The sequence below is a fragment of the Mycobacterium sp. TH-M25 genome, assembly GCF_057473665.1.
Map to the genome: position 1 here is coordinate 1 of NZ_JBYCLA010000099.1, position 2843 is coordinate 2843.

At 62.1% G+C, this 2843-nt stretch carries 5 protein-coding genes and 1 pseudogene; 2 read left to right on the forward strand and 4 right to left on the reverse strand.

The features are described 5' to 3' along the window. The 4 genes and pseudogenes from AC2VOU_RS03575 to AC2VOU_RS03590 form a co-directional block, all read right to left on the reverse strand. Positions 1-266, reverse strand: a pseudogene (locus AC2VOU_RS03575) (hypothetical protein); the annotation flags it as partial. Beyond that, entirely contained in the window at positions 263-598 is a 336-nt protein-coding gene (locus AC2VOU_RS03580) for a hypothetical protein (protein ID WP_047314608.1), read from the reverse strand. The gene AC2VOU_RS03580 and the pseudogene AC2VOU_RS03575, both read right to left, overlap by 4 nt. A 206-nt stretch (positions 599-804) precedes the next feature. Next, positions 805-1041 carry an excalibur calcium-binding domain-containing protein gene (locus AC2VOU_RS03585; protein ID WP_082129510.1) on the reverse strand — a complete coding sequence of 79 codons (237 nt, stop codon included), beginning with the start codon at positions 1039-1041 and terminating at the stop codon, positions 805-807. Positions 1042-1498: 457 nt separating this feature from the next. Beyond that, the gene (locus AC2VOU_RS03590; protein WP_486956113.1) at positions 1499-2209 is read right to left on the reverse strand and encodes an RES domain-containing protein; all 711 of its coding nucleotides are present in this window, start codon (positions 2207-2209) and stop codon (positions 1499-1501) included. Here AC2VOU_RS03590 and AC2VOU_RS03595 point away from each other — a divergent pair. Both AC2VOU_RS03595 and AC2VOU_RS03600 read left to right on the forward strand, forming a co-directional pair. Further along, a complete protein-coding gene (locus AC2VOU_RS03595) occupies positions 2093-2470 on the forward strand; it encodes a type IV toxin-antitoxin system AbiEi family antitoxin domain-containing protein (RefSeq protein WP_486956115.1) in 378 nt (125 codons plus the stop codon). The genes AC2VOU_RS03590 and AC2VOU_RS03595 overlap by 117 nt on opposite strands. Positions 2471-2557: 87 nt before the next feature. Further along, positions 2558-2827 (forward strand): hypothetical protein, encoded by a 270-nt coding sequence (locus AC2VOU_RS03600; RefSeq protein WP_486956114.1) that lies wholly within the window; start codon positions 2558-2560, stop codon positions 2825-2827. Positions 2828-2843 lie beyond the last annotated feature (16 nt).

Below are 2843 nucleotides of genomic sequence, written 5' to 3' on the forward strand. Positions count from 1 at the left end.
GCGTTGATCCAAGCCGTGGCGTTGGTGACGGCAATCTCGACGGACTGAGCGTAGCTCGGTGACAACGGCGCGCCGGGCGGTATCGGCCCAAACGTCCAGGGCGCCTGCACCGGTACCTCGAAGACAAAGTCGGGATTAGCGGCATTGACCACATCGGACGGGTAGCCGGTGCCGGGTGATGCCCAAGTACCGGCAAAGGTGAGCACCGCATGCCGCACCAGCCTCACGCCGGAGATGTGGGCAGCGATATCGCTGAAAGTAGTCATTTTGCCGTCGTCGGTAACCCGTTGGCTTTGCGCCACTGAATAGCAAACTCCATCAGTTCGATGAGCACGTCGCCGCTGTCGCGGGTGATTCCGTCGCTGAACGTATGCACCCATGCGATCTGTTCAGCAACGGTGACCTGTTGTTCGAAGGCGTCGTAGGTGCCTTGGTATGGCTGCCCGTTGTGAGTAGAGTTCCATGGCCCGCGGGCTGGGTCGTTGACGATATCGCCAATGTTGCGTGGGTGGCGTGCCAGCACTTGGCGCCACGGTTCGGGGGCGCCATTGATGGCGACGCCGGAGATGTCGGCCTGTAGGGAATCTGCGTCGGGCACGGTATTCCTCCTTGCGGTCGGGTGATAATGCCGTGTGCAGCGGCGAAGTCGTTGGAGACCTTGTCAGTCTGTGGGTTTCGTTGACTGAGCCCCCTCAGCTCCGTCGTCGTGGCCTGCCATGGCAGGGCCTGAGACCACTTTATGTGCCCTTGCAGCCCAACGATGTTGCACACGCCCAACGGAGTGCGGGCGATCCGGACAGTCCTCTAGCACTCGCAGGCCAGGCCGTCACCATCACGGTCTTGCTTAGGACAGTAGGCCGGGTCACCCTCTGGAATGTTGCACCTGCTGTGCGCCTTCGCGTCGGTGCAGTTCTTATACACACAACTGTTGTTGCTGACTGGCGTGCAGTTCGTGTCGGGCGGGTCCGCAACCGCCATGGGGGCCGTACTGGTGACACTTCCCCAGATAGTTGTCGCGATGAGGGTTGCTCGGAGAATCATGTGGCCCAACCTCCTTGTTGGATGACACAGCACGACTCATAGGCAGCGTAAACACCTGACGGTTTATCCACACCGGAAATTGTGGAAATTTGCCAGCTCAGCCGCTTCGCCCCTCGGTTGAGCCGTGTTGCAGTCACGCCGTTGTTAAATGGCCGCTTTGACTGCCGAAGTCAGGCATTTCTAAGGGGTGCGGGCGGGGCTCGAACCCGCGACCAACGGATTACCAACAGCAACTTCGCGTTCAAACGTGATGTTTATCGTCTGCTCCTGTGCCACAACAGTATTCGCCGCCAATCGGCAACGATGGGAACCTGATCATTTCCATCGATTCCGATCACTAGCGGCAATATTCGGTAACTCATCTTGCCGTCTTCATTGATCCCGACGGAGGCGACGTTCACAGTGAGCGGGCCCAACGGTTTCGTTTGACGTCTATCACCGGGTGCTTCGTGTCGCATCAATCTGGAGCAATCTCACCGCGCTGGCTCAAGCACCAGGCCCCAGGGCGTGATGACATTGGTGAGCGGTTCGGGCGGCGGGTCGGTGAGCGGGATCGGGTCTCCCGCCAAGCTCGCGGTGCCGCGCCCCTCGAACAGTGCGACGCATGCGTGGCCGTCCAGGCGAGAGGGAAAGCGGACGGCGCCGGCGCCGTGATCTCATGTAAATCGAGGTGCTGCAGGTCGTGCTCAAGCAGAAAATCGACGTGGCGATGCTCGATCTGTTGGCGGGTGGGCACGTCGGTCAGATCAACCAAGGGACCATCGAGCTGCAGGACCGCGGGCCCGTAGCGCTCGACATGACGGCGCATCGCGTCGAGGTTCGGCCGGAAGTCAGCGAGCACCTCGCGCAGACACGTTTCCGCCAAGTCAGCGCAATACAGCGTGCGGAAGCGACGGTGGAAGTCGTCGAAACGATGACTGAACTGGTATAGCTCGATCGGGGTGAAGCCCAGCGGGTCGGTGTAATAGCCGACGCGCCACAGGATTCGCCCCTCTTCGGGCGTCGCGATCACGACTGGAAACTGGCGACCTGCCGTGCGGCCCGTACCACCATGGCGAACTCTGGGGTGTCGTTCGCCGCACCGAGCGATGCGATCCCCGCCGCGCTGGACGTTGCGATCCCCCGGGGATCGAGGACGCCGGCAAGCACGGGTGCGATTGCGTGGCACCAATTCGACCGGGCCACATTCGAGATCGGACGCGAGCAGATCACCATCCCAGGATCAGATCAGACCATCTGGATCTACTCCCCTGAGCGGTCGATTGCCGATGCTTTCCGGCTGCGCGGTGAGGTCGGATACGAGCTGGCTCGCGACGCGCTGCGTGAGTGGCTGCGTCGAGGCGGCAAACCAGCCCGGCTGATAGACATCGCGTCTCGCCTCCCCCGGGCGAAGTCCCCGGTGCTGCAGGCCTTGGCGATGCTGGGGTGAGCTCCGGCGACACGGTGTTCCGCCGGATCCAGTCCCACTCCTCCGCAGCCACTCGCTCGCGTGGTACGCGCGTAGTACGCTGATGTCGTGTTCGGTGATGTGATGTGGACCGAGGACTCCGAGGCTCACATCGCTCGCCACGGTGTCCAGCCGTCGGAAGTGGAGCAGGCGCTCTACGGCCGTCCGCGGTTGCGCACCGCGGGACGGCACGGGACGACGTTGGTCTTGGGCACGAGTAACGAAGGGCGACACCTCATGGTCGTCGTCGCCGAGGCCGCCGACGGTCGAGACTTCGTCGTCACCGCACGCGATATGACCGACAACGAGAAGCGCCTGTTCCGCGAGAAGGGACAATGAGCATGAATAAAGACGA